Annotated in this window: 6 protein-coding genes and 1 CRISPR repeat array; all 6 genes read right to left on the bottom strand. The window is 45.8% G+C overall.

The annotated features are described in order from the left end of the window. Positions 1–8: 8 nt before the first annotated feature. Positions 9–686, bottom strand: coding sequence for a CDP-alcohol phosphatidyltransferase family protein (locus LC508_RS27865; protein ID WP_033139332.1), 678 nt, complete (start codon positions 684–686; stop codon positions 9–11). 61 nt (positions 687–747) lie between these two features. After that, positions 748–1,785: a lysylphosphatidylglycerol synthase transmembrane domain-containing protein gene (locus tag LC508_RS27860; protein ID WP_033139317.1), complete on the bottom strand. Its 1,038-nt coding sequence runs from the start codon at positions 1,783–1,785 to the stop codon at positions 748–750. Next, positions 1,782–2,495 (bottom strand): phosphatase PAP2 family protein, encoded by a 714-nt coding sequence (locus LC508_RS27855; protein WP_033139316.1) that lies wholly within the window; start codon positions 2,493–2,495, stop codon positions 1,782–1,784. Before LC508_RS27855 ends, LC508_RS27860 begins: the two co-directional genes overlap by 4 nt. Before the next feature lie 175 nt (positions 2,496–2,670). Then, positions 2,671–10,578 (bottom strand): DUF5695 domain-containing protein, encoded by a 7,908-nt coding sequence (locus LC508_RS27850; protein WP_103732567.1) that lies wholly within the window; start codon positions 10,576–10,578, stop codon positions 2,671–2,673. A 476-nt stretch (positions 10,579–11,054) separates the two neighbouring features. Then, on the bottom strand, positions 11,055–12,092 hold the full coding sequence (locus LC508_RS27845) for a LacI family DNA-binding transcriptional regulator (protein WP_118594042.1): 1,038 nt from the start codon (positions 12,090–12,092) through the stop codon (positions 11,055–11,057). 305 nt (positions 12,093–12,397) lie between these two features. Then, positions 12,398–14,923: a CRISPR direct-repeat array (repeat unit 33 nt; unit sequence ATTTCAATCCACACCCTCCTCGCGGAGAGTGAC). Positions 14,924–15,214: 291 nt separating this feature from the next. Then, complete coding sequence (locus LC508_RS27840; protein ID WP_103732607.1) at positions 15,215–22,768, bottom strand: family 43 glycosylhydrolase; 7,554 nt, start codon at positions 22,766–22,768, stop codon at positions 15,215–15,217. Between the last annotated feature and the right edge of the window lie 117 nt (positions 22,769–22,885).

Here is a 22,885-nt window from a genome sequence, read left to right as displayed (position 1 = left end):
CCTGTATCTTACAGCTTTCGCAGCCAGGGAAGCCACGGCCAGCCGTGTCTGAATTCTATGCGGTATCTGGTCCTGAGAATCATAATGCAGAGAGCCACAGCCACCACTGCCACCAGAACTGCCAGCGTGGAGTTCTTTGGCTTTCTAAACCGGAAATTCACCACGAACAGTGTCCCTACCACCAGAAGCGCCAGGTGCAGGCATATGATGAATACAAAATCCGGCACAAAAAACTGTATCATGAACACCAGTGGAAGCACCACAGCCATGGAGGTGATGGGAAGGCCCTTGTAGTATTTCTCCCCCTCCTCGCTGACCAGTGCGCCTTTCATTTCCATCACGTTAAAGTAAGCGAGCCGTATGACAGAGTTGACACAGTACAGCGCTATGATTACCAGCCCCACAGGCCCCCTCACGCCTAAAAGGTAACATATCATAGCCGGAAATATACCGAAACAGACCACGTCACACAGGGAATCGATCTGGATGCCAAATGATTTCTCATCCTCTGTCCTGTTTTTCATGGAACGGGCGATTTTTCCGTCAAACATATCACACAGTCCTGACAAAGCCAGGCAGAACACTGCCACCTTAAATCTGCCGTGTATTGCCTGCGACATTCCGAATACGGAAGAAATCAGGCTTATATAAGTCAATATCACTGAATAATTATAAAATCCTATCATCTTTTTTCTGTCCCTCTTTTCTTTATCCTTCCCGGTACATAAGGCGCCGGTTCTCAAAACCCTACGCGGCACTGTCCTGGACTTTACGTCCTATTGTAAAATGCGCAACTGCAGTCATACCCGCGCTGAAAAGCAGCTGCACGTAAAAAGCGATTCCTCTGCTTAAAACCATGCCGGGCAGCAGCAGGCTGCCCACAAAAATCGTCTTGAATATGATCAGAAACAGATTCTCACTGATTCCCATTCCTCCCGGCAGAGGCAGCATATCCACAGACACAGACACTACCGCCTGAAGCATGACCACATCATAGACACTTGCCCCGTGCAGACCGAAGGCCCGGTAAACAAACCATGTCACAAAAAACAGGGCAAATCTCTGCAGAAATGTGATCAGCAGCACATTTACGATCACTTTCCCATGTCCTTTCAGATAATCCGAAGTAACCGTATAGTGATTCATGGACTCTTCCAGTTTCCTGGTCCTCTCCTCTTTTTTCCTGAAAATCCGCACATGTTCCAGAATCGCAAGTCCCTTCATCATAATGAACTTTGCCAGTGAGGGACACAGCACCAGGACAGACATGGCAATGCAGCAGAATACATTTAAAGCCACTCCCAGATAAAAGACCGGAAGAATTCCTTCCAGATATTTATGTACAAACCCTCTCTGGAAAAATGCAACAAAAAGGCCGATAAACACCAGCACCGATTTGTACGTGATGGTAACGATCATAAGCACCAGTGTAGCCACCGGAACGGGAATCTTGTTTTTCCTCATATAATAAATCTGCATAGGCTGCCCGCCGCTTGCGGACGGCGTGATACAGCTAAAAAAGAACCCGATACAGGAATACTGGAAGCAGGTCCTTTTCTTTGTCCTGATACTCAGTGTTCCCAGCATGTAATGGATAATGATGGATTCTCCCCAGATAAAAATGATCACGCCCAGCACCGCCGGAAGAAGATACCAGGGGTTCACCCTGACGATGGCCTTCAGCACAGCATGGAGATCCTCCCCGTGGAAAACACTGTATATGGTCAAAATGAAAACCGCTGCAAGAAACAGTCCGTTTCCTATTTTTTTCTTTTTACTTGTCAAACTTCACTCTCTTTCCCGCAGGCACTTTTTCTCCTGCTAAAAAACATTTCATATAATCTGTCAAATACTTTTTTAGACAGCCTGTAAATATTCGTATGGAATGCAATATAATAAGTAATTTCCGCTATGGCGATCCCGCCGAACACATCCACTATGTAATGCTGTTTTGTCACCTGCGTGGACACACATACCAGCAGGGCAAACAGGCAGGAAAATACCCGGTACGCCTTCGGAACCGATTTTCTTCCCCGAATGCCGATAAAACAAAACCAGCTTACCAGGCAGTGGATGGAGGGGAAGAGATTCACCGGCGCATCCATGTTATATACAGCCTGCAGCAGAGTCACCCAGATGCCCTCCCCTTCAAGCGCAGGCCTGACATTCGTTGTTGGCAGCAATAAAAAAAACACACAGCAGACCAGCCTTGACATCATGTCTGCCGTGGCAAAACGGATACAATGTTCCTCGCCCTGCCTTGCGATCAGTATGTAATTTATAATCCAGAACAGATAGCAACCCAGATAGACGGATACAAATCCGGGAACCAGAGGTACCGCCCTGTCAAAGGGCAGCGTCAGGTCATAATGCTTCCATTCGCCGGCAAGCTTGGCAATCCCAAAATACACAATACAGTTCACTGTCACACAGGAAAGCAGCGGAAATACTGCGTATGAGGGAATCCATGCATTCTTTTTCTGTTTGTTCTGCATAGTCTGTCTCCTTAATACATCTAAAAGGTATTATAACAGATTTCAGCAAATAGTCTAATAAAATTATCTTAATAACAATATTTTACTGTTTTGCGCAGGTTAATGCAAAAGAGCATCTGCCGGCTCAGTCGCCGCAGATGCTCTGTAAAAAATTCTTATTTTATTTTGTTATTTCTTATTCTGTCCGTCTTCTCTTGAGAAGACACACGATTCCTGCAAGGGAGAGCACAGCAACGCCTGCAAACGGAAGGATTGGTGTTTCATCTCCTGTTTTCACACTTTTGGCACCATTTCCGGAACCGGAACCGCTTCCTTTGCCTGAACTGCCTTTTCCTCCAGTGTTTCCGGGCGCCTTGGGTCCGGAACCTGATTTTTTCTTCAGATTCTTCATGGCTTTTTCAAGTGCCTGCGCTTTTTTGTCTACATCACTCTGTGACGCGCCGTCAGCGTCCAGGATTGCCTTTGCCTCCTTTAATGCCTGGCTGAAGGTTTGAAAGCTTGCTGCTGTGTAATCTTCTTTTTCCAGCTTTTCCGCCTTTTGGATCAGGGCTTTGATGCGGCTCAGATCCAGGCTGCTTTCGTTGTTTACCTTCACAAGCTGATTCATTGCTGCCTGCAGTTCTTTACCTGCCTTGTCCACAGTCTCCTGGTCCGCTGCTTTGTCAGCCAGAACTTTCTGGGCGTTTACCAGTGCCAGGTCAAAGACTGCCCATGTATCTTCCGTATAGTCAGCTCTTGTAAAACCATTGGCCTTCTCCACAAGCTTTGCAAGTGCTGCCTTGTCTGCCTCCTGCTCCGGGTCTTCCGGATCTTTTTCCCTTAATACCAGGGCTGCCATGGCTGCATTCAGAAGAGCTGTCTGCTCCTCCACCTGCTCCGCAGTGGCGGCCTCATTCTCAAAGACTTCTTTTGCTGCCTTCCAGGCCCGGGCAAATCCTTCCCAGCTCTCTTTTGTATATTTGGATTCCTCTTTTTTCTCTGCCTCCTCAATCGCTGCTTTCAAGGCTTCTTTATTTACCACATCTGCATCTTTTTTCTCCAGGTTCTCCATAGCAGACCGCAGGGCATCTCTTGCGCTGTCGGCTTCCTCCTGTGTGATATCTTCTTTTTCCGCCGCAGCTTTCGCTGCTGTCAGAGCCTCTGCAAACAGATTCCAGGTTTCCTCTGTGTAAGCATCCTCTGTCTTCTTCTCAGCCCGGGCGATCATACTGTTAAGCTCTGTCAGATCTGCTTTTTCGGTCAGGCCTGATATGGCATCGTTCAGTTCTGCCAGTACAGCATTCACAAGTGTCTGGTCCGCATCTGTATCGGCATAAATATCTTTTGCCTTTTCATAAGCTTTTCGGAACGCTTCCCAGCTTGCTCCTGTGAAATCTGCCTGCTGTTTTCCTGCCGCCTCAGCCAGTGCTTCCTTCAGCAGTGTTTTATCCGCGTTTTCCTTGATTTCATCTGCGTACCGGCCCATTGCCTGCCATTCAAGGACTCCGGTTCCCCTTGACGGGTCTTCCTCACTGCCCTCCCGCAGAGCCGGTTTCATAATCATCCGGATGGAGGTTGTGGTAATCTTGTCAAATGTTATCGTGTTAAATGTATCCGCATCGCATCCCATACGATTTTCAGAAACAGGAAGCCATGTACCCTCCTCACTGAGATACTCAATCTGTGCGGATGCAGGAAGGAAATCCCCGTTTCCATTTTGGAAGAAGTATACACTGCTGCCTTCCAGAACCACCGGTTTCTCCCAGGTATAGGATACCCAGCCGTCTTGTATGCTGCCGTTCTCATCGTAGCGGTCTAACCAGTTGTGCCATGCACCGTTTGCTGTATCCGCAGAATTCTCGGGTACGGCGCCGTCATTTAAAGCTGCAAGTCCGCCCAGATCGTATGGTCTGCCGTCCTGTCCGTCATAGCTGCATAATCCCTCTGCCGCCGCACAGGCCGCCATATTTCTGACCCCTGATTCAGTACCGGCTTCTGTAAGGTTTTCCATGGCCTCCATAAGGCTGTCAAGAGCATTGTCAACCTGCTCCTGATCCGTATATATGTCATTCAGAACTTCTTTTGCATTTTTCAGCGCCCGGTCGAATATTTTCCAGGAGTCCTCTGTATAATCTGTCTCCTGTTTCTCCTCTGCCGCCTCTACAGCTTTCCTGAGCGTATCTTTGTTTGGCAGTTCTTTTGCGTAAATGCCCATTACCTGCCATTCAAGGACTCCGGTTCCTCTGGAAGGATCTTCCTGATTCTCTTCCCTGAGGGCCGGTTCCATGTTCATACGAATCGCTGTGGTGGTGATTCTGTCAAATGTAGTGGTATTGAATCGGTCAGCTTCACAGCCAAGTCCCTCTGCACCTGTAACCGCGTTCCAAATGCCTTCCTCATCCAGATACTCAAACTGTACTGCTTTTGGAAGGAAATCTCCGCTTCCGTTCCTGAAATAATAAACGTTGGTGCTGTCAAGAACCACCGGTTCATCCCAGGTGTAGGATACCCATCCGTTAAGAACCTGGTTTTCACTGCCGTAACGGTCATGCCAGTTGTGCCATACAGGGCTGCTCTGGTCTGCAGAATTTTCGGGTACTGCGCCGTCATTGAGGGCTGCAAGGCCGCCCAGATCACTGAGCCGTCCGTCCAATCCGTCATAATTGCACAGGCCGTCCGTCTTGGCTCCCAAGGCCAGATTACGGATACCCTCTCCGCCCTTTTCTTCCAGATTATTCTGTGCTTTTACCAGCCTGGAAAGGGCTAACTTCACTTCCTCACTGCTTACATCCGGATCGGCAAGGACAGCCTTAGCATCTGCCAGTGCCTTTTCAAAGGCTGTTTTTGTCTCCTGTGTATAAATCTCTGTTTCAATGCCTGAAGCCTCCTCCACAGCTTCTGTGAGGGCCGTCTTATCTGCTTTTGCTATGGTGCCGTATACCTTCCATTCCATCAGGCCAACACCATTTTTATCATTTTTATCTTCATCCTGTTTTATCATGGTCACCCGGAAAGCTTTCGTTGTCACAGGCTCAAAGGATGTAGTGTTGAAACCGTCAATTTCTGTTGGGTAAGCGGTCGGTTCTGTTACCTCATTCCAATTTCCTTCCTTGTCCAGATATTCATATTTATAGGATTCCGGAATATTAATACCACCGTTTGTGGTGGTGCTTCCGTCATACCAAAAATAAATATCACTTTCGTTTAATGTCACATCTGTATCCCATGTGTAAGTAACCGTTTCATATTCACTTTCATTGCCCCATGTACCGTATCTTGCATACAATGACGGATCCGGATCCTGTGAACTTTCAGGTACAACTGCGTCATTTACCGCCGATAATTTTTCCCAGTCGGATATAAAGCTGGTTGACGGTGTTGCACTATACGCCAGATTTGCATCCATTACAGGAAGGGTGATCATCACTCTCTCCAGTCTGGCTGCTGCCGCATCCACCTCATCCTGGGATGCTTCTGTATTGTCAAAGACAGCCTGCGCCTCCGCTATGGCTGTATTCAGGATTTCCTCAGCACCTTCCTCAAAAATATGGAGATTCAGGGCTTTGGCCTTATCCAGAGCTGCCTGCAGAAGTTTTTTATCTGCTGCGGATTCATCAGAGTAACCGTATACTTTCCATTCGATCACACCGCATCCCAGTGTCTTCGGGTTCATGATCATGCGGAATGCTGTGGTGGTCACAGGTGAAAAGACGGTTTTATTATACTGATTTAATTTTGTACCAAAACCGTCCCCGTTCTCCACATCTCTCCAGTTACCTTCACGGTCAAGATACTGGAAATTGACGGAGGCCGGCGCAAAGTTGCCGTCTGTAAAATAATAAGCATCCGTGCCTGTAATGGTAACCTCTGCGTTCCAGGTGTACTGTACCCAGGCTTCTCCTTTCTGGTCTCCCTGCCAGTTGTGCCATACACCGTGTGACTTGTCATTGGAGTTTACAGGGTCAAATCCATCGTTTAAGCCTGCTACACCGCCCAGGTCATCCGGATTATCAAAAACAGCTGTGGGTACGGCCAGCAGAGCGATATTCTGTTCTTTTCCCTCCACTACCTGAACCATTGTGGAAACTTCCAGTTCCAGGGCATCAATTCTTCCTGAAACCTCAAATTCCCCTTTCTTTGCGTAGGAAGATTTGTCAATCTCATTCCATGTTACCTGTTCATATTGGCACAGACCGTTGGAATACTCCACCTTGGCTGTTTTCGGCATTTCAGGTGCTATGCCTACAGAGGTGATGACTGGTGATACCACAACCTCTGTCACGGTAACTGCCTCATCGGATCCATACGCCGCCTTGATTTCCTCTGCGCTCATGGCTTTTGACAGCATTTTAAAGTTATCATAGGTACCGTTCAGCCATGGAGTGCTTTCAGAATAAGAACGTCCCAGGAAGCTGCGCTGGGTGGTACCCAATCGGCTGAAATCAAATTCCGCATCCTCTATCTCTGCGTATGCTTCCCCGTTGATATACAGCACTGCCCTGTTGTCTTTCAGGGTGACTTCAATATTCTGCCATGCATCCGGGTTGAGGAGCACACCTGATTTTGCTGTTATGACCTCTTTTGTCTTCTGGTTTGTTATATTCAGCGACAGTTCGTTGGCGCTTTCGCAGGCAGCGTAGAACAAATTATCATCCATATCGCCGAATTCGAAAAGTCTCGTCCCGTTTGTCTGTTTGCCGTTCAGTTTTATATCCATGGATATGGTGGCCTCTTTGGTATATTTTGTAAGGCCGCTTTTCAGCTTCACGTATCCGCCGATCTCTCCATCCATGGAAACACCTCTGCCGTCTTTTCCTTCGGAAAATTCCACATTTGCTTTCAGTTCAGCATTGATACCTGAACCGCTGATATCTTTTACAGTTTTATTCTCTGTATCAACATTTGCCTCCTCAAAATCATAAGAAGCGATGGTTTCGGGAAGCTGCGGTATGCCTTCCACTGTAATCTTAACCGTATCACTGGCTGTATTGCTTCTGCCTTCTGCTGTAAGTTTCAGGGTGTATTCCCCCGCTTTGTCAAATTCCACTTTTGTGGAAACCACTTTATCGTTTGCAAAAGTGACTTTTGCACCGGCTGGCGCCTCCTCTGCTGTCCACGTCACATCAGGGGTTCTGTGCAGCCATGCGGCATCTCTTGCCATACCGTGGAGAACCGTTTCTTCCTCCATGGTAACCCGGGTATCCTCCCCTGCATCCACAACAGGTGTTGTATCATTCAGAAGCTCCCCTGGCTGAATCCTGATCCCGGCGCTGTCACCTTCCGGAATAGGCAGAGCCACGGTCGTGGTCTGATCCTGAGCTTCAAAGCTTCCGGCTGTCTGACCGTTGACAAAAACCTGATAGGTACCTGCCGGAATACCGGTAATGTCCAGATTTGATTCATGTTCCTGTCCCGTCACATTTACGATATCCAAAGAAATACTGCTTCCGTCTTTGGAAACTACTGCGCTGCTGTACTGATCTCTGTACAGTTCCAGGGAAACCTGCTCATTGATCAGGTTCAGTCTGTGGTATACGCCGTCGAGAGGCGTCACCTCATAGCTGCTGCCATTGTCAGAGACTTCACAGCCATATCCAAAAAGTCCGAATACCGGATCTTCTGCCACATCAGAGGAAGCGATCCTAATTGCTCCAAACAGGGCCAGATCTGCCTCTCCTGACATCTGCCTCCATCCATTGTGGAGTTTTCCGCCTCCGGTTCCCAGTGCCGTATCATTTCCCATCTCTGCCTGATATGTCCAGGCAACCGTGCCCACATTTTCCGCATCCGCGTCAATCTGGCCGGAGTTGATGACTGTAAAGTTAGCCAATTTACCTGCATAGTTAATGCGCTGTGCAAGTCCTGCCTCCTCAGATGACATGCCGTTATCCTGCATGCGCAGCCAGTCATCCATGCAGTATCCTGCCAGGGAGGCTGTATACTGGAAGTTGAACCAGTTTTCGCCGCAGATGGTAGTTGGATTTCCGTAATGGTACCAGATTGGCTGTACACCGCGGCAGGCCCTTGTCTTTTCGTTTACTTTTGCCATGACCTCCTCGTTTCCGAACATTTTTGCCATGGTATATACAGCTTCCTCACTGGTATTGTCATATGGGTATTCTGAAATGTACGGATATTTGTCATTGGCAAAGTTATTAAATTTTTTCTCCATGACAGATTCCAGGTTTTCTGCCTCTTCCTCATATCCTCTCTCTTTAAGAGCCTGGATAATAGATGGTGTAGTGGACTCTCCCATAAGTCCTGTATTCCAGTTGTATCCTACACTTCCTTCGTTATAGAGGGCATCCATAATATGATAACATCGGAGCAGATAGGTGTCCGCATCCTCTTTGTACTCGATCAGATCCGGGTACTGCTCTGCGATTTTATACATGGAAAAGTAAGTATTATAAATATGGGGGTATGCGAATCCTCTGTATGTCGGTGTACCGTTCGGTTCCGGCATCAGGAAATCGTGTATCAGGAAATCTTCCTGGTGTTCCTGCATCAGATTCTCCCAGATAGCTGTATCCAGATATTCGTCCAGGGCCTGTACCTGCTCTTCCACAGGATTATAGGAATTCATTTCCGCCAGATACTCTCCATGGACATATCCCCAGTCATCACCCCAGCCCCAGTATCCGTCAAAGGAACCGCGTTTTGACTTGCTGTCCATCATCCAGTCATCAAATACTTTATCCTGGATAGCTCCCGGCGCATCCCACTGTGTTTTCAGCAGAAAATCCGAGTGCAGATTCAGAGCGGACTGTAAATCATCCATCATATAGAACTGCAGCATGGTTGTCTTCTCTTTCCCGTTCTGTCTATAGTTCACAATGATATCATTCTGTCCCAAATCTCCGAAAGCGATATTATAAATATGGTACTGCTCACCGTCAATCACTTTTGTCTCTGTAAACTCTGCATAGGTGTTATCCTCTGTCTTTTCGCAGGGCAGGTTATTGGATACCGTATTGGTGCCCCGGTGAAGGTTATTGGTATGAGGACAGCGGAATTCAAAGGATATATCCTCTGACGGAACCTTTGTATGCAGATACATTTTTGCCGGCATATCCCTGGCGAATGTCATGCCCGGGACTGCCACTGCATCCATGATGCCCTCTTCATACAGGGTATCTTTCATCTCTTTTTCATCCGCCACACCTGTGAATTCAAACGCGTAGGTTTTGCTTTTTCCGGCTTCAAGCGTCATACTGGTACTGTCCATATAGCCCTTATTGCCTGATTTCTCATCTGCACTGACAGCATCTGCGTGAATATAAAATACATTCAGACCATTTGCCCAGTCAGCCTGATCCATACACCACTCTTTTTCTTCTGCTCTTCTCTGTCCCACCTGCCAGTGGTCCTGGTATTCAAATCCTGCACCTGTCTCCGTATCCGGAGTCATGAGCAGAAAATGCCCCTCACCGCTTGGTCTTGTGGCATACACATAGGAAGAGTCTTTTCCCACAAAGCTGTGGTCCACAGTGCAGGTTTCGTATGCCTCTCCCTGGTTTACCCATATTTCATGGAATGCCAGAGGCACACCAAAGTCACCGAAAATAAGATCTGAGTCCGTGGTATTTTCTACGGTGATTTCCCAGCGAAGCTGGTCATCCGCCAGGGAATAGGTCTCCACCAGCCTGAAATCCCTGATGGCTCTCTCCCCTTCCGTTTTCGTGTTGTCGTAGGTTACAACAATCTTATTGTCCTTTAACTCCACGCTTCTTCCCGCATCAGAGGAATTTGTCAGCGCTTCTGTCCAGTTCTCCTCCCCGCTCTTCTTTGTCTTGAACATCAGGTCACCCATCCATTCATGGGCAGGCGTGTCCTGTTTTGGATTGTCATTGACGTTCATGACATAGTTGGTATCATATTCGTCTCCGACAATTTTCAAGGATGTAATTTCCCCGTACCTGCCGGTCTCTACATCAAAATATTCATTGCGGAGATGATATCCCTTATCTGTCTTCTCTGCGATGAATTCCCGGGCTGCTGCCTTTATCTCTATTGGGCCGAGATACGGCAGACAGGTTCCAAGAGTCATGGCTGCTGTCAGGGCTAAAGACAATCCTGAGAGTGCGTATTGATTCTTTTTCATCTTATTCTCCCTTTCTTTAAAACGTTTTACTAACTATGGAAGAATTATACTTTATAACAATACCGTGTACAACATTTTTTTCTTATTTTATATGGTTTTTGTGATAATTAGAAAATTTTATCGCCCTATTATTGTACATTTTATACAATTTTAATTCGTTTTACTTTGGCAATGGAAAACAGAAAAGGTACAAGTCTGCAATCATCAGGCTACTTGTACCTTTTATATTATTTTTCCTATTTACGCTACTATTTTGTCTAAATAACAATACAATTTAAGGAACTTTGTGTATGAAATTTTATATTTTAGTATAACGTTTTACTTATTTCACCTGTTTATATCACTGGATAGTACCGTGCTCTTCTGCAATTGGATAAAATATCGGCTGATGTCAGTGTGATATACCGGTTTTTTGACTGTTGAATCGAGATATGATATTTTTGTTCTTTGTAGATTTTATGAAACAGATGATAGTATTACTGAATCCTGCAAATGGAATTGCGGTATATTACCTGGCAGGGTATTTTATATTCCCTCTTTTCCGCCTCTCCTGCCTGATTTTCTAACTTCATGGTCAAAAGTTCTGCCGCTATATTTCCCATATAGCTCAATGGCAGTGCAACCGTAGACAGCGTTGGGTAAAACGCTTCACTAATTTCTCTGTTATCAAAACCAATAACTGATAAATCCGTTCCTATCTTCAAACCTTTTTCATTGACATAGTCATATACGCCGCCTGCCATAATGTCATTCATAGCGAAAATCGCAGTGACTCCCTGCTGAATCAACTGTTCCGCAGCTGTATAGCCGTTCGCACGATTCCACTCTCCACTTATTTCCCAACACGGATTGAATGGGATTCCGTTGTCAAAGAGAGCTTTCATAAATCCTCTCATTCGTTCCATTGTATGGTGGCTTTGATGATTTCCTGTGATGACTCCTATTTTTCTATGTCCCATGGAAATAAGTGTTTTTGCTGCCTCATATCCGCCCTGTTCATCATCATAAATAACCGAAGGTACCTCACTGCTGTCCACTTTTCCATATACTGCTACTGTTGGGACCGCTAACAGTTCCGGAAATTGTTTCATCACATGGTAATGGCCTTCCACATATATGATACCTTCCACTCTTTTCGCAAGCATCTCCTGCATTTCGCCCTGAACCAGGCTGCTGTATTCTTTATACGTATAGAAAGCGTTGCCGTATTTCTGATACATTCTCATGTTGCCCATAAGCAGAGCATAGCCCTTTTTTTCCAGACAGGCGCTTATGCCGTCCACAATGGCAGGGGTATGGAATATAGTCAGATCCTCTGCTATGATTCCGATTGTTTTGGTATTTTTTTGTTTCAGATTTTTTGCCATATAATTTGGCACGTAATTCATCTCTTTTGCTTTCTGCAAAACCAGTTCCTTTGTCTCCTGTCTGGCCTTTTCCTTGCCATTTAGTATATTAGAAACCGTTGAGATTGAGACGTTACATGCCTTTGCAATTTCCTTGATTGTTGCCATGTTCATCCTCCGACAGTTATATTCTCCCAAATCCAAGAATAAATCCTGCATAACAAAACAGCGCCAGCCCAACGACCAACGCTGTAGGTAAATTACCGGGTTACTGTGCCATTATTATAGTTAGATTTTTTGCTGGTGTCAATGGGTTTTGTCATGATGGTCAAGGGGATTTGCGTAATCGGGAGATTGGTTGTTTGTGAACAACTACGGTATCTCCAAATGCAGCGCTGATATAAATGGCTCTATTCTGCACTTGATTTGTAAAGAGTGGATTTTTCCTTTTTTGGGTATTTGGTTTTATTGCTGTTTCAGTTTACACCCTTCTCGCGGAGAGTGACACAGAGCCAAACGGAGCAATGTACAAAAGGATGAATTTCAATTCACACCCTCCTCGCGGAGAGTGACCGTGAGGGGAAAAAGGTATGTAATACCGGTTACACATTTCAATCCACACCCTCCTCGCGGAGAGTGACATACTGTGGATATAAAAGCACGATTAGATGCTCTATTTCAATCCACACCCTCCTCGCGGAGAGTGACGCAGACGGATTTATGACAATGCCAGATGGCATAGACATTTCAATCCACACCCTCCTCGCGGAGAGTGACCAACTCTGATTTGGTAAATCTGTCATCAGGCGGAATTTCAATCCACACCCTCCTCGCGGAGAGTGACTTTATGGTCTTCTCATAACGTCCATTACCGTCTTTTATTTCAATCCACACCCTCCTCGCGGAGAGTGACACACCTGTGCCCACAAGTCCGCGAGTCCGTTTGGAATTTCAATCCACACCCTCCTCGCGGAGAGTGACTTTGGGATACAGCCCTTATATAATGATTTATGACATTTCAATCCACACCCTCCTCGCGGAGAGTGACAATCGAGATAACCACTTTGTTTCTTTTTGACTATTATTTCAATCCACACCCTCCTCGCGGAGAGTGACCTCAATTGTTGACATTGACCTGGAGAACTATACATTTCAATCCACACCCTCCTCGCGGAGAGTGACATAAAACGTGTATTAACTATGATTTACCCAAAAAATTTCAATCCACACCCTCCTCGCGGAGAGTGACGGGTGATTACATGTATAGCCTTGTGGAGTTGCAATTTCAATCCACACCCTCCTCGCGGAGAGTGACCTTTTTGCCACGTAACTATGACATGGGCAAGTTAATTTCAATCCACACCCTCCTCGCGGAGAGTGACCAAGGAGGCGCAGATAATGGCAAAGATTTATGCACCATTTCAATCCACACCCTCCTCGCGGAGAGTGACTAAGCGGTCTACAGATAAAAATGTTGATGATCGTAATTTCAATCCACACCCTCCTCGCGGAGAGTGACCACAACCTTATGCCAGGCGTCTATATTACCATCCGATTTCAATCCACACCCTCCTCGCGGAGAGTGACCCGATAAGACATCTAAGCAGTGAAGAAGCAAAGAATTTCAATCCACACCCTCCTCGCGGAGAGTGACTGATAGACCGCCAAATCCGCTCGCTGGTTGAATATATTTCAATCCACACCCTCCTCGCGGAGAGTGACGAGACGGGGGCAGGTAAGACACGGACAGTCATGGAAATTTCAATCCACACCCTCCTCGCGGAGAGTGACTAGCGACGAGACTATCGCAATCAATGCTTTTATCGATTTCAATCCACACCCTCCTCGCGGAGAGTGACTCGTCTGGGTCCTCCACAAACGGGATTTGAGACAGATTTCAATCCACACCCTCCTCGCGGAGAGTGACCCCTGTTACAAGTAAGCGTATCAAAGTACCCATATTTCAATCCACACCCTCCTCGCGGAGAGTGACTACAGGATGCGTTCAATGTTTTCCAAAAAGCAGAATTTCAATCCACACCCTCCTCGCGGAGAGTGACTGTGGTTGCCCCGCTACTTAATGCACTAATTCAATTTCAATCCACACCCTCCTCGCGGAGAGTGACTTCTCATACTGCCTCCATACTATATGCCGATAAATTTCAATCCACACCCTCCTCGCGGAGAGTGACCCACCTTTGTACGATATCCGGAAGCTCCTCTTCCATTTCAATCCACACCCTCCTCGCGGAGAGTGACACCTCAGGGGGATAGTCTGCTTTACTGCTGGCAGTATTTCAATCCACACCCTCCTCGCGGAGAGTGACTATACGAGGTGACTAAAAAGGGGACTTGTAAATATATTTCAATCCACACCCTCCTCGCGGAGAGTGACAACCGCCGGACAGGAGCAGGGTGGTTATATCAAGGATTTCAATCCACACCCTCCTCGCGGAGAGTGACGAAATCACTCAAAACTCTGACGGTTCCGTTACGCTATTTCAATCCACACCCTCCTCGCGGAGAGTGACAAAGATTGCGTATACAGAGTATTATCAAATAAATTTCAATCCACACCCTCCTCGCGGAGAGTGACTGATTTTCGTATCTACTCAACAGCGCTTTCTGCTATTTCAATCCACACCCTCCTCGCGGAGAGTGACAGGATAGTGTTCAGGAACGCTCTTGCCGTATCCATCATTTCAATCCACACCCTCCTCGCGGAGAGTGACTCCCATGTTGGCAATCACACGGTCTACCTGATAGATTTCAATCCACACCCTCCTCGCGGAGAGTGACAAATTTATTTCAAGTGTTGCACCTTATGGGTATAATTTCAATCCACACCCTCCTCGCGGAGAGTGACGCAATAACACTTCTTTGAGCTTGTCCGGTACCGATTTCAATCCACACCCTCCTCGCGGAGAGTGACTTATACAGACAGTCATATGCCACATATGATGCCGATTTCAATCCACACCCTCCTCGCGGAGAGTGACAGCAAAATCTCCCAAAATACCAACATCGTTTTAGAACATCTTGCACAAATATTACACATATATAATTCCTTATTTTTTATTTTAACATAATTATCCTCCTTTTTCCATAAAAATATAGGTGCGAATCTCCCTGGAATTTTGTGTTCACTTGGGATTCGCACCTATTGAAATTATATTTTCTTTTTAAAAAAGGGTACTTTCTCCTTCCTGATTTCCCCCGGCCCCGGCATATGAACTTTTGTCATCTTCCGGGGGATAAAAGAACTGCGTTTTATGCTGTTCTGTTTTTGATTATGACCTTTTTCTTTTTCTCAAGATACTGAGTGTGCAGGCAAATATAGCGATCAGTGCAACGGCGCCCAAACCTGCAAACATGCCGATTGGTGTCTCATCCCCTGTTTTTGCAGAAGAGGTTCCTTTCTGGCTTCCACCGCCGGATGGTCTGCTTGGATTTTTGCCTTTGTCTTTATTGTTGTCAGTCGGCGGTTGGGGTTTTGGATTTGGTCCGGCTGTAACTTTTTCAAGCTGGTCCATTGCTGCCTGCAAAGCTGCCGTGGCTGCATCAATCTGTTCCTGTGTTGCGGTTTCACTTTCATAGATATTTGCCGCATCATCAAAGGCTTTCTGGAATTTTTTCCATGTTGTTCCTGTATAGTCATCTTTTTTCAGCTGTGAAGCTTCATCTATCAGGGCTTTTAATGCGGATTTATCTGTCTCTTCCTCTGTCTTTGCAGGATGTTTTTTAAGCTCTGCCATGGCTTCTGCCAGTGCAGTAATCTCTTTATTTACATCCTTCTGAGATGCATCTTTGTTATCATAAACAGCTTTTGCCTTGTTAAGTGATTCTTCAAAAGCCTTCCATGCTTCCTCTGTATAATCTTCTTTGTTCAGCTGTTCTGCCTGCTCGATCACTGCCTGCAGTCCGCCTTTATCCACTACGGTAACTTCCACCGGAGTAAGGCCATTATACGCCTCAGACAATGCCAGATCTGCTGTGTCTATTTCTTCCTCTGTAAGTCCTGGTTTATTCTGAAGTGCTTTTGCTGCTGCAAGAGCATTTTCATATATTGTCCAGCTTTCCTCTGTGTAACTTTCTGCAGAAGAAACATGGGATTCATAGCCTTCTATCATAACGGCAAGTTTCTCTTCCAGTGTTACAAGTTCAGCCTGCGCCTGGGTCAGTGCTGTCACTGCATTGTCAACATCGAGCTGTGTTGCCAGTTCACTGTCACGTACATCGATTGCATTTGTAAGTACATCTGCATATAATGCCCAGGATTTTGCTGTATACAGTCCTGCCTCTTCTTCTGAAGGCGCATTTTCAATTGCCTCTGTAAGAGCTGTTTTATCTACAACATGTTCAGGTTTTTGTTCCAAAGCATTTTTTGCCGCCTCAAGTGCAGCGATTGCATCGTTTACAGCCTGCTCATCATTTGAGCCTATCAATGCCTGCGCAGCTTCCAATGCTGCCGCATAATCAGCCCAGCTCTCTTCCGTATAACTGTCTTTACTGCTCTCCGGAACTGTATTTGTGGCAATGCCTTTTTCCAGAACGGACTGGATCGTAACTAATTTTTCCTTGCCTGCGTAAAATGCTGCGCGCAGTGCTTCCACTGCTGCATCAATTTCATCTTTTAATGCAGCCTTATTGTCTGCCACTGTCTGGGCTTCTGCTCTGGCAGATTCTACTGCAGACAGATATTCTGCCCAGGACGCAGATGTATAAATGGAATTATCCATGGCATCTACTTCAGCGATCAGGTTATTCAGCGCATCTTTATTTGCAGTGCTTTCCAAATCTTCCAGGGCTTTTGCAAGAGCCTTTGTCACCTCATCAATGGCTTTCTGGTCAGCTTCTTCATTTCCGGAAGCTATTCTTGCTTCTTCCAATATAATGGACAGCGCTTCCCAGGTTTCCTCTGAATAATTGTCCTTTTTCAATGCATCTGCGGCAGTGATCAGAGTATTCAATTTGTCTTTATTGACAGCAGCATCATTATGAGTTACACCAATCCAGCTGATTACAGGATCCGGATTTCCGGTCTTACTGATTGTAACTGTGACCTTTCCTTTGGTTTCTTCTGTCACTTCAAATGTCTGATTTACCTGAAGGTCTGTGCTCGTGTTATAAACGGTAAATGCTTTTTCTGCCAATAAATTATCGCCGGAAGTAATCGTCATTTTTGAAGGTCTGCCGGTATTCCACCATTCCTGGAAACCAGCCGATACTGTATAAATACCAGGTTCCAGATTGAAGGCATATACAATATTCTTTCCGCCTGCAGCCCACCAGCCATTTGACAGGTAAGTATCACCGGCATGATGTCCCAGATCAAATTTATCTTTGTCAACTAAATTTGTAACACCGACATATCCGGCGCCGTTTTCTTCCGTATAGGCTTCGTCCGGTACTGCATTTTTCAGTCTTCCCAACAGATTTGCATTGACAGTGTCATAGTATTCTGATGTATCTGCTCCACTGTCGAAGAAGTAGATCAACTTGGGATTTACAATGCTGATCTCGTGTGTAAACTCTCTGTTTCCATCAGTCAAAATTCCTGTCACTGCGGCAACACCCAGTTTATTTTCATCAAGACTGCCGATATCCCATGTCACTTCTTTCTCAACGGAACCACTTCCGAAGTCTACCATAACAGTATCCGGCAGAACGTCTGCAATCTCGGATACGGAACTGACAACTGTCGGAAGTTCACTAGTCACTTCAAAGCTTGCCTTATTCTCAAGTTCTTCCAGTGTCCAGTTTGCATAATTTTTCAGCTGAATCTGATTGCCCGGAAGGAATTCTACCGGCAGCCATACATATCTGGAATCACTTAAATCCCCGCCGGAATCCGGATTGAACCAGCGGTCGCCCATGTAAATAAATTTGCCGTTTGCTGCATCCACAGGGAATACACAGGTGCTCTGCGTATCAAAGGTAGTACCTTTTGTATCGCCAACGCAGGGATCTCCCATAACGGTCCACGGTCCAAGAGGATGATCCGCTACTGCATACTGTGCTTTATTCGGACTCCATCCCGTACAGCCGGAGTTGATGATATAATATTTGTCTTTGTACTTAAACATAGCCGGAGCTTCCCTGGAAGCATCGATAAAGTTTCTTGTATAATCCGACGCTGTCAGTTCTTCTCCTTCTTTGCCTGTTCCTTCCACTGCATCCGCAGGATCTGCGATCAGTCCTGTGTAATCTGCGTTTAATTTTGCGATATAAGTTGTCAGGTTTCCATCAGAAGAATAGATCACATACGCCTGTCCGTCATCGTCCTTGAACAGATTCATATCACGCACGGCTCCGCCCACATTATCCCAACTGTGGTTTGCATCCGCGCTGTCGTGCAGTTTGTATGTGCCTAAAAGCTTAAATGGACCTGTCGGGCTGTCGCTGATGGCAACACCAGCTCTTGCTTTGCCGTAGTCTGCTGTGTTGGTCGGTGTACGTCCGTCTGCATGGAACCACATGACATATTTTCCTGTTGCGTCATTGTACAGAACTTTCGGACGCTCAATAACGGTTCTGTCCTCAGCCAGATTCCAGTAAACCTCTTCCAGTTTGCTGCTGTAATTCTCTGTATCATCCGGTGCCTGGTCTTTATAATCTCCGTACAGGCTGCTGAAATATTCGTCTGTCTCAAAGATAGAAAGATCGGCCTCATAGCCCTCTTCCTGGTCTTTACCGTAATCCTCTTCGGATACCGGAATACTCTTGAGAACGGCACCTTCATCTGTCCAGTTATACAAATCTGTAGAGGTATACAGATGAACACCTACTACCGGACGGTATCCATTTGTCTTATCTTCGCCGTACCAGTAATATTTTGTTTCTCCATCGATGGTGAACTGCTGAATCTGTCCGCCGTGTGCCTGTATCTTATTACCGTTGTTGTCAAAAAGCTGTGCTCCGTTCGTTCCTGTGATAGAGCTGTAGGTGAATACTTCTTTCAGCGCATTATATGCTTCTTCCAGTGCATTCAGCGCATTTTTAATGGCTTTCTGGTCTGTTGACTGCTCTTCGATCAATTTTCTTGCCTCTGTCACAGCAAGATCAAAGTCTTTTTTTGTCGCGTCAGAATAGCTGTGTCCATCCATTGATGCCTCATAGGAATTGATCTTAGCCTCAAGGCCCTCCACCGTATAAGCTGCAACTGCCTCTACCATAAGATAACTGAGAACCGGGTCTCCGTACTGGTTCGTACGTTTTGGGCTGTGAACCATCACATTCAGTTCTCCGTCATGAACCTCAACTTTATAGGATTTCTCAACTAACTGGCCTTTTGTGAGTTTCAGATCGCTCTCAACAGTTTCTCCTTCCAGCTTAATATCCACATTTCTGGTATCCCACGGATTTTTGAAACCGGCTGTTACAACATAATCATTATTGGATCTCTGAGGAACTTCAAATTTATATTTGAATCCACTGACATCTTTGATAAACGTTACGCCTGTGTCGGCCATATAGATATAACTGCTTGTGATATCCGCTGCACCGCTGCCGCCTTTAACGATCTTTGAATTTTCATCATTCGGCTCATATCCCCAGCTTAAGCCTGTTTCCGCATCTGCACTGTATTCCTGGTCAACATTTGACTGATATAAACCACGTCTGTAACCATCCGGAACGACAGAGGCATCAGAAGTTCCGCAGTTTACAAGATAGAGAACATAATCATTAGCTGCTATCTGTTCTTCCGTATAGCCTTCTCCTAATCCTGTAATGGCATCCTGAATCGCCGCTGCGCCTTCTTGGATCTGGTCCTGTGTTGTTGCAGATTTCAGCATCAGCTCTCTGCCTGCTGCTACTGCTGCATCCAGAACTGCCAGCTTTGCTGCCGGGTACTGGGCTCTGTCCACTTCACCCGCTGCTGTTATGGCATCCTGCAGTTCACTTAAATCCAGAACCTTTTGAATCTGGATGAAGGAAAGTACAGGATCGTTATTTTTCTGCTTTGCCAAACAGAATGTTACATCCCCGGCATTTTCAATTGTAATATCTTGTGAGTATGTGTTCCACGGGTTGTTTCCATTCCAAGTGTTGGTTTTTCCAATCTCTACAGTTTTTCCGTCCTGTTCTGCAGTAATAACCATTTCTCGCTGCTGATTCCACCACTCCTTAAAGCCAAAATTAACTTTGTAATTACCCGCTTCCAGCGGAATGGTATACTTAATTACCTGATCTTTATTCGCATACCAACCTGTATCATATTCATCCGTCACCGTTCCGTTATACTTACCATATTCATCTAGGTATCCCCATGAACCTTCTGTATACGCCTGATCTGCTGTTTCATTTAAAAGATCTGCATACTGGTCCATAGCTGCGTATTTTGGAGATTCCGGGCTGTTACAGTCAATGAAATAAATCATGTTTGGAGCCACAACCTGTACGTTAGCGGTTGCTGTCATTGTGGTGCCTTCCACGGTACCTGTAACTTTTGTATCTTTTGTCAGGTCAACGCCTTCCAGATCCCATGTAACTTTTTTCTCCAGCGTATTGTTTTTGTTTGTAACCACTTCTACCGTATCCGGCAGTTCTGCTGCAACGCCTTCCACAGTATATACATTTACATCATCAATCCTGACGATTTCTTCTGTACTGCTGTCATAAGTCACACCGTCCACAATATAAGTTGTGATGGAATTTGCCTTCAGTACTGCAGTAATACTCTTCTTTGCAGTGTCTGCCGCAATGGTATCTTCTGAAGACACATCAGCCCAGTTTTCACCGTCTTTTAATGTTCCGCTTGTACGTATAGCAGTCACATTGTCGCCCATGGTACTGAAGCTGGACAGATCAAATTTCCATGTTTTGTCCTCTCCTGCTGTGTTCACTGCCACAACGACAACTTTTCCGCTTTCCGGATCATATGCTGCCAGTGTGTCATCGCTGGAACCGATAATTGTATATCCGGGACGAATATATCTGGATAACTGGCCATATGCATAATATTTCTTTGTAAGCAGTATTTCCTGATTGTCATGATCGCCGATGGCGATTCCCCAGTATCCGCTGTTCATGTTAACACGGTTATAGAGCTCTTCCAGACTGGCATAATCCGCATCGCTGCTTGTTTTTATCTCTTTATCCACATGCATATCAATGGCATTCCATAAAATCCATGCATTTGCTTTCAGTCCGTTTACATCTGTCATCATTTGTTTTGCCAGACCAAGGGCTGCGCTCATCTCTCCTGCATCTGTTCCTGCAGTATAGGCACCGTCAACCTCTGACATCCACAGATTCTTGTTTTCCTTCTCTGCCAGTTCTTTCAGCTCAGCACGTCTGGAACCGCCGTATGTATGTGTGTCGATTCTCTGGATGATTCCTTTTGCTTCATCAGAAAGAGCATTGTAGGAGGTAATGGCCGTATCAATACTTGTCTCATCTGTGCCACAGATTATGATATTGATTTCCCGCTTCTTCAGCTCTTCATTCAGCATCTCAATAATCTTTGACTGGGATTCTCCCTGGTCAAAATGGCAGCCTTCCTGCTTATTGCTGTAAGCTCCCCAGTAACTTGTATACGGCTCATTCATAGGTGTTGTGCTCTGAAAGGTGATAACACCCTCCTTGTTCCAGTGCTCGATCACATCAGCCATATAGACTGCAAATGCACGATAAGAGTCAGTCCTTAGATTATCCTTATTGGAATCTACTGCCCCTGAACTGCATCCGCTGTTTGTCATAAAATACGGCGGGGAATTGGAAAATGCCTCGGCTATGAAGTCTTCACCGCTGGCCTCAGCAGCTGCTTTCAAAATATTGATCTGATTTTCATCTGCTTTCCAGTTATAATTCCAGGCATAGCCGCAGCTTGCGTCGGCTCTGTCGTAATTCTCTTCATACCATGCAAGCTCATGTTCACTTTCATTTATCTTTGTTACATCCGTTGCATATCCCGGAATTGCGGAATCAGAACGGGTGATATGCTCACTGTGAAGGAATTCTTCCCCTTCCGGCAGTTTGCCTTCCTCACCGGATTTGATGACTGCCATTTTTACAAAATCAAGTGTCCAGTCACTTTTACCGGCGATATTAATCGTATTGTCTCCTGCATTCAGCGCAACATCGGAGATTGTTACAAGAAACAGCATATTATTATTGCCTGAAGCAATGATATGGCTATTAATGGTGTCTGCATCGACAAGATAATCCTTTTCATCGTTAACACGTATTGCTACATCACGCTTATTGCTTCCGGTAAGAGTAAGGAGCAGTTTAACCGTATAATTTCCTGTTTCCTCGGCTTTAACAGTATAACGCAGATTGTCACCATCGCCTGGCTCGTCATCCAGTTTGTTTATCCAGCCAATCGACTGAAAGCTACCAACCTCACTGCCTTTAGTAATACCGAAGTCCGCATCAGATACTGTGTATTTCAGGCTTTTCATTGCTGTATTTGTTCCGACAGACATTTTTTTGCCTTTGTACTCTGGTTTGCGTCCTTCTGTCTCCAGGTCGTAAAATTCTGCTTTTTCGTTTACCGGCACTTTTGTCGGCTCTCCTACCAGATCACCACCGCCCACATTGTAACGGCCAATGTTCATATCCAGGCCCTCATCACTGAAGAAAACCCTTGCCGCTTCCTCTGTCATCTTATCACTGTAGCCAAGGCGGTTTGCCCACCAGCAAAGTGATGTACCCCATCCCTCAAATTCACCAAGTCCATCCTCATTGGTGTCATGAAAGGTAGATGCCAGGCCCGGCTGAAGCTTGATCACTCTGTCCGCGTCCGCTGCAGAGACCAGTTGAAGTCCGCCTAACGGTATGGATGTCAGGCAAAGTGCTGCGGTAGTGGCTGCAGCAATCCCTCTTTTAAAACTTCTCATTCTCTTTCCTCCTTTTTTCCTTTTTGGTACACCCAGATATTTCCCGGGCTGCATGTCCTGCCGGTCATGCTGCCTACCATTTCTAATTATAAATAAAAAAACGGCTAAAATATATCA

Origin of the sequence: Blautia parvula, assembly GCF_020215665.1 — a bacterium.
GTDB lineage: Bacteria > Bacillota > Clostridia > Lachnospirales > Lachnospiraceae > Blautia > Blautia celeris.
This window is presented reverse-complemented; position numbering and strand designations above follow the sequence as displayed.

What these genes read in the sequence shown, in the direction of transcription:
- LC508_RS27855 (WP_033139316.1), bottom strand. Translation starts at nt 2,495, where the DNA reads ATGCAGAACAAACAGAAAAAGAATGCATGGATTCCCTCATACGCAGTA.
- LC508_RS27865 (WP_033139332.1), bottom strand. Translation starts at nt 686, where the DNA reads ATGATAGGATTTTATAATTATTCAGTGATATTGACTTATATAAGCCTG.
- LC508_RS27850 (WP_103732567.1), bottom strand. Translation starts at nt 10,578, where the DNA reads ATGAAAAAGAATCAATACGCACTCTCAGGATTGTCTTTAGCCCTGACA.
- LC508_RS27845 (WP_118594042.1), bottom strand. Translation starts at nt 12,092, where the DNA reads ATGGCAACAATCAAGGAAATTGCAAAGGCATGTAACGTCTCAATCTCA.
- LC508_RS27840 (WP_103732607.1), bottom strand. Translation starts at nt 22,768, where the DNA reads ATGAGAAGTTTTAAAAGAGGGATTGCTGCAGCCACTACCGCAGCACTT.